Consider the following 7100-nt stretch of genomic DNA (forward strand, 5'->3'; position numbering starts at 1 on the left):
TTTTAGATATTAGTATTGAGATGCATAAGCTTGAGGATTTAATAATTTGGAAAAAAGCGATTGAGTTGACGAAACAAGTTTACTTGATTTGTTTAGAATTACCTCGAGATGAAAAATTTGGTTTGATAAGTCAAATCAAGAGAGCAACAATTTCAATTCCTTCTAATATTGCGGAGGGGGCAGGAAGAAACTCGAATAAAGAATTCATTCATTTTTTATCTATAGCAAATGGTTCTTCTTATGAATTAATGACTCAATTAATTTTAGGGATAGAACTGCAATTATTGAAAAAAGATAAAGTAGAGCACATTATTTTATTATTAAATGAAATTCAAAAAATGAATTATGTATTTCAACAAAAATTAAAATCTAATATCTAACATCTAATGTCTAACATCTAAATTTTTTAATAAAATGAAACAAGCATATATAGTTACAGGATATAGAACAGCTGTAGGAAAAGCGCCAAAAGGAACATTGCGTTTTACACGTCCAGATGAAATGGCAGCTACAGTAATCAAGCGCTTAATGCAAGATTATCCAACTTTAGATCCAGCACGTATCGACGATTTAATCGTTGGATGTGCGATGCCAGAGGCAGAACAAGGATTGAATATGGCACGTCTTATCTCATTAATGGGATTAGACACAGACAAAGTTCCAGGTGTTACAGTAAATCGTTACTGTGCATCAGGATCAGAAGCAATTGCGTTGGCAGCTGCTAAAATTAGAACAGGAATGGCAGAATGTATTATCGCAGGTGGTGCAGAGTCGATGTCGTATATTCCGATGGGAGGTTACAAACCAATTCCAGAAACGGATTTAGCAAAAGATCATCCAGATTATTACTGGGGAATGGGATTAACGGCTGAAGAAGTAGCAAAAGAATTTAAAGTTTCTCGTGAGGATCAAGATTTATTTGCATTCAATTCGCATCAAAAAGCATTAAAAGCAAATGCTGAAGGAAAATTTGCATCTCAAATCGTTCCGATTGATGTTGAATTTAATTTCTTAGATGATAAAGAAAAAGTTCAAACAAAGAAAATTGATTTCAAAGTAGACGAAGGTCCACGTGCGGATACATCTATCGAAGGTTTAGCAAAATTACGTCCTGTTTTTGCGCAAGGAGGTTCAGTTACAGCAGGTAACTCTTCTCAAATGTCGGACGGAGCAGCTTTCGTTATGGTAATGTCAGAAGATATGGTGAAAGAATTAGGTCTTGAGCCAGTTGCACGCTTAGTTGCATATTCTACGGTAGGTTTAGCACCTCGTATTATGGGAATTGGACCTTTATTTGCAATTCCAAAAGCATTAGAACAAGCAGGAATGAAATTAGAAGATATTCAGTTAATCGAATTGAATGAAGCCTTCGCTTCTCAATCAGTTGCAATTATGCGCGAGTTGAATCTTAATCCTGATATCGTCAATGTAAACGGAGGTGCAATTGCTTTAGGGCATCCACTTGGATGTTCGGGTACGAAATTAACCGTGCAATTGTTACATGAAATGGAAGCGCGTAAAGCGAAATATGGAATGGTAACCATGTGTGTTGGTACAGGACAAGGAGCAGCTTCAATTTTCGAATATCTAAAATAAAATCTAATATCTAAACAACAAAAAAATATGTCTACAAATCCAAATAGATTAATCGGAGGTCAATATTTAATTAAAGATGCCTCTTATAATGATATTTTCACTTACGAAGATTTATCAGAAGAACAACAAATGATTTTGCAATCTGCAAAAGAGTTTATCGATAAAGAAGTAGTGCCTAAGAAACACCAAATTGAGAAAAAAGATTATGCGTTGATTGAAGAATTAATGCGTAAAATTGGTGAATTAGGTTTATTAGGAATTTCTGTTCCAGAAGAATATGGTGGAATGGGAATGGGATTCGTTACAACAATGTTAGTGTGTGACTATATTTCAGGAGCAACAGGTTCGTTAGCAACAGCTTTTGGAGCACATACTGGAATTGGAACAATGCCAATTTTATTGTACGGAACAGAAGAACAAAAACAAAAATATTTACCAAAATTAGCAACAGGAGAATGGTTTGCATCTTACTGTTTAACGGAGCCAGAAGCAGGTTCTGATGCAAATTCAGGAAAAACAAAAGCTGTTTTATCAGAAGATGGTAAAGAATATATCATCACAGGTCAAAAAATGTGGATTACAAATGCAGGTTTTGCTGATTTATTCATTGTTTTTGCACGTATTGATGATGATAAAAATATCACAGGTTTCATTGTAGAAAAAGATAAAGCTGGTGCTGGATTCTCATTAGGAGAAGAAGAAGATAAATTAGGAATTGTTTCTTCATCAACACGTCAAGTTTTCTTTAATGAAGTTCGTGTTCCAGTAGAAAATCTATTAGGAGAAAGAAACGGAGGATTTAAAATTGCAATGAATGCCTTGAATGTTGGTCGTATCAAATTAGGAGCAGCATGTTTAGATGCGCAACGTCGTATTTTAGATTATTCGTTACAATATTCTTCAGAACGTAAACAATTCAATACATCAATCAATACATTTGGTGCTATTAAAGAGAAATTAGCTGATATGGCTGTTTCTGCGTTTACTTCAGAAGCTGGTGCGTATCGTGCGGCGAAAGATGTGCAAGATGCAATTGAAGATAACATGGCAAAAGGAATGCCTCATAATGAAGCTGAATTAAAAGGGATTGAAGAATATGCGATCGAAGCTTCTATATTAAAAGTTTGGATTTCTGATGCAGCTCAAATTTCTGCCGATCAAGGAATTCAGATTTATGGAGGAATGGGGTATTCTAAAGAAATGCCAATGGAAGCAGCTTGGAGAGATGCGCGTATTTCGAGAATTTACGAAGGAACGAACGAAATCAATACCTTATTATGTGTATCAATGTTAGTAAAACGTGCATTCAAAGGAAAATTAGATTTAATGTCGCCAGCAATGAATGTAGCGAACGAATTAATGTCTATTCCATCGTTTGATGTTCCAGATTATTCAGAATTATTTGCACAAGAAAAAGAAATCATTACAAATCTAAAGAAAGCGTTCTTTATGGTTGCAGGTTCTGCTTTGCAAAAATTTGGTGCAGAATTAGAGCAACACCAACAGTTGATTATTGCGGCTTCTCGTATTATGCAAGAAATTTATATGGTTGAATCGGCAATGTTACGTGCAGAAAAAATTGCGAATGTAAAAGGTGCTGATGCAGTGAAAAATGCAGAAAAATTAGTTCAATTACAATTATTCAGATCGGTGGAGATTATTAAAACAGAAGCGACGCGCGGAATTGTTTCTTTCACAGAAGGAGATGAGCAACGCATGATGTTGTCTGGTTTAAGAAGATTTACACGTTACAACGAATATCCAAACGTAGTTAACTTAAAAACTGAAATTGCAGATCTTTTAATCAAAGAAAATAAATACACTTTCTAAGTATATTTTAATACAAATTATTTAAAGCAGTCAATTTATTGGCTGCTTTTTATTTTTAACATATTGAAATTTAATTTGGTATATCGTTTGATAAATCTAAGGCAAGTACTAGTCTTTATATAAGTTAGTTGAGTTTTCATGGTACTTAAGTTTTAGTAGAGAAAGACCTCAGTTGTTCCCAATTGAGGTTTTTTTATGTCTTGAAGTTAATGTTTATTCATTAAAAATAAGTGAGTTAAGTCGTTATTTCTTAATGAAATACTTTTCGGAAGAAATGATTTGAAGTAACTTTAATTCAAATTAATAACCCAATTAAAACAAAGCTTATGATAATTAATGCAGCAATTCTTACGTTGACCATGTTTGCAACATTTAGTATTATGTGTCTAGTCAAATTAGATGAATTAAAAAAAATAAAATAAAACCGAAACTCCATTTCTATAAATGGAGTTTTGTTGTTTTATAAAGTTATATTTACTTCAATTAATACATTCGAAATGAAAAAGAAGTTAGTCGTTTTAACGGGAGCTGGAATTAGTGCAGAGAGCGGAATTTCAACTTTTCGAGATGCCAACGGTTTGTGGGAAAATCATGATATTATGGAAGTCGCTTCGATTGAAGGTTATCAAAGAAACCCAAAATTGGTTCAAGAATTCTATAATCAACGTCGAAAACAATTATTCGATGTTGAACCCAATACTGCGCATCATTTCTTGAAAGAGTTAGAAAATGATTTTGAAGTTGTAATTATCACTCAAAATGTAGACGATTTGCATGAAAGAGCAGGTTCTTCTAAAATAATACATTTGCATGGCGAATTGAGAAAAGCGCGAAGCGAAAAAGATGAGAATCAAATTATTGATTGGAATAAAGATATCAAACTTGGAGATTTGGCTGAAGATGGAAATCAACTTCGTCCGCATATTGTGTGGTTTGGCGAAATGGTTCCGGAAATAGAAAATGCGATTGATGAGGTTTTAAAGGCAGATATTTTGGTAATTATTGGAACATCGATGCAAGTGTATCCAGCTGCTTCGCTCAAAGATTATGCAAAAACAAATGTCCCAATTATCTATATCGATCCATCAGATACCTATACCAATTCATCTATTACGCATATCAAGAAAAAAGCAACAGAAAGTATCGAAGAATTAAAAACTATTTTGAATAATTTTTAATCTTTTACGTTTTACTGTTGATTAATTAATTTAGAGAATATGAAGTATATATTTCTACCATTATTTGTTTTTTCTATTAATGCGGCTGCACAAGAGTTAAATCCGTTTTATCAATCGATTGTCGAACAAGTGAAATACGATTCTGTGCATCAGAAATTGCAAAAATTTCAAGATTTCGGAATTAAAACTGTTGGTTCGTCAGCTCATGAAAATACATTTACATGGTTGAAATCTTATTATACAACATATGGTTATGCCACTATAGAGCAACAATCAGTTAATGTTTTTGGAAATGTTGGAAATAATTTAATCATAACTAAAATTGGAAAAAAATATCCTGATAAATTTATTATCATCGATGGTCATTATGATACATTAAATGGACCTGGAGCGAATGATAATGGATCGGGAACGGTTACTTTATTAGAAATTGCTCGATTAATCAAAGATATCGATACTGATTATTCGATCAAGTTTATTCATTTTACAGGAGAAGAACGCGGTTTAATAGGAAGTCAGACATATGTCAATCAAATTGCAGTTCCTCAGAATTTAAACATTAAAGCTGTTCTGAATATTGATGAGGTAGGAGGAGTGGCGAATAAAGTAAATTCGACAATTGTTTGTGAGCAAGATGAAAGTAATCCAACATCAAATAATGCAGCTTCTTCTGATTTGACTAATCAAATGTCGAATATTTTTCCCTTGTATACAACTCTAAAAACTGAAATTTCGAATGCTTATAGTTCCGATTATATGCCTTTTCAGGCAGTTGGTTATCCAATAACTGGACTTTTCGAAAAAAATGAAACGCCTTATGCACATACTGCTCAAGATATAATAGCTAATTTAGATTTGAATTATTTGACAGAAGTAGCGAAAGGAGCTTTGGCGACTATATTACATTTTTCTCAAGCACAAGAGAAGTTGACTACAACAGATCATACTATTTCAACTTTGCAAGTGTACCCAAATCCAGTAAAGAGAAACCTTCATTTTTCGCAGATTTTAAAGCAACCTACAATTTCTATATATAACGAAACAGGAATACAGGTCTATGAAAAGAAGTTTCGAACAGCTGTTTCGCAGATAAATTTAGAACATCTTACTTCTGGCGTTTATTTCGTTAAAATAAATTCGAATCAACATAGTTTTAAGATTTTGAAGAAATAAATTGTTGCGTCTCATTTATGTAATAAATTGACTTTTTTAGTTGAATAGTTACTTTTTTTGTCTAAATGGTAATCAACCTTTCGATACACGAGCACCGAACAAACCATACGGAATGGATATACAATGGATACAGAATACATATAGCGTGGATACACAACCGATACAGAAAAAGTGCATTTTAGTACATATAACCTCCATTTAGGTTAATGGGTAACCAATTAGGTTCATCATTCGTCACTTCTAGTTAATTTGTTTATCTAAGGGGTAATTTTACATTGTTGTTGTGCCCCTTCAAGAAGAATACCGAATAAAAAATGAATATTCTAATCACAATAGAAACATAGGTTTTATTAAGTTTTACGCTTAACGTTTTACGGATTTTGTCATTCTGAGTTTATTTCAGAATCGCATCCAATGATACTTATTTTAGAGGTTTGAATCGCCTTGGTCATTATGCTGAATATCAAGTGAAAATACTGTTTTTGGTCATGTGTTCTTACAACTTAAATGATTTTTAAAGGTTATTTTGGTAATCTACTTCATTTTATATTTGTATTCAAAAAGTGATTTTGTGTTATTTCGAAGCCTTGAAAATTCCAGCCTCTCACAAATACATAATGCATTTTACTTAATACATTATAAATATTACATAGTACAACACTAAAATCTACTTTTTTAAATGAAATTTAAAGATTATCATTGCTCAAAAGACGAGTTTCAATCCATTGAAACTTTAAAAATGATATCCTTTTGTATTCCACTAAACATTTTTTTGTATAAAAAACAACTTGGCAATTATTACAACATCTGAACTACAAAAATCTTTTACATACATTCTACTGCCACTATGTTGCCTTTATCCTGCCTTCATCCTGCCTTTATCTTGGGACCTTCTAACGTGTTTGACCCGTCCTAAAATAACTATACATGTTTTTAAATAAATCCTATTATAGTTATACACCAATTGATCTTAATCCTAAATTTACTATACAAGAGAGTTTTGATAATTAAAACTTCTATTATAGTTTTTTCATCTTTTCTTTAATTTTTCTGACTGCAAATGCGCAGCATTTGGAGTTAAATAATCACAACTTGCATGTGGTCTTAATTCATTATAAGTTTTAATACTATTAGTAATTTTAATTTTTGTCTGATCAAAACCTAATGTGCTTTCATATAAATTAAATTCCATTATAATTATTCCATTAACCCTTTCTACCATTGCATTTTCATAGGGATCACCTTTTTCTGTCATACTTATAGCTATGTTATTTGAGAGTAATAAATCTACATATTTATGTTGTTGTAAAGAAGGATGTTAAA

Annotated in this window: 6 protein-coding genes; 5 read left to right on the top strand and 1 reads right to left on the bottom strand. The window is 32.2% G+C overall.

Translation table 11 applies throughout. The features are described from left to right. Positions 1-20: 20 nt before the first annotated feature. From B3R94_RS13340 to B3R94_RS13360, 5 genes are all read left to right on the top strand, one after another. A complete protein-coding gene (locus B3R94_RS13340; RefSeq protein ID WP_291061215.1) occupies positions 21-380 on the top strand; it encodes a four helix bundle protein in 360 nt (119 codons plus the stop codon). A 34-nt stretch (positions 381-414) separates the two neighbouring features. Further along, the gene (locus B3R94_RS13345; protein ID WP_291101419.1) at positions 415-1596 is read left to right on the top strand and encodes an acetyl-CoA C-acyltransferase; all 1182 of its coding nucleotides are present in this window, start codon (positions 415-417) and stop codon (positions 1594-1596) included. Positions 1597-1623: 27 nt separating this feature from the next. Continuing rightward, the gene (locus B3R94_RS13350; RefSeq protein WP_291101422.1) at positions 1624-3426 is read left to right on the top strand and encodes an acyl-CoA dehydrogenase family protein; all 1803 of its coding nucleotides are present in this window, start codon (positions 1624-1626) and stop codon (positions 3424-3426) included. 497 nt (positions 3427-3923) lie between these two features. Further along, complete coding sequence (locus tag B3R94_RS13355) at positions 3924-4604, top strand: SIR2 family NAD-dependent protein deacylase (protein ID WP_291101424.1); 681 nt, start codon at positions 3924-3926, stop codon at positions 4602-4604. Between the two features lie 39 nt (positions 4605-4643). Further along, positions 4644-5777 carry a M28 family peptidase gene (locus tag B3R94_RS13360; protein ID WP_291101427.1) on the top strand — a complete coding sequence of 378 codons (1134 nt, stop codon included), beginning with the start codon at positions 4644-4646 and terminating at the stop codon, positions 5775-5777. 1030 nt (positions 5778-6807) lie between these two features. On the opposite strand, the gene B3R94_RS13365 is transcribed toward B3R94_RS13360, so the two are convergent. After that, positions 6808-7044 carry an integrase core domain-containing protein gene (locus B3R94_RS13365; protein ID WP_312193913.1) on the bottom strand — a complete coding sequence of 79 codons (237 nt, stop codon included), beginning with the start codon at positions 7042-7044 and terminating at the stop codon, positions 6808-6810. Between the last annotated feature and the right edge of the window lie 56 nt (positions 7045-7100).

Source organism: Empedobacter sp. UBA7611, from assembly GCF_002484365.1.
In the GTDB taxonomy this organism is placed as follows: Bacteria; Bacteroidota; Bacteroidia; order Flavobacteriales; family Weeksellaceae; genus Empedobacter; species Empedobacter falsenii_B.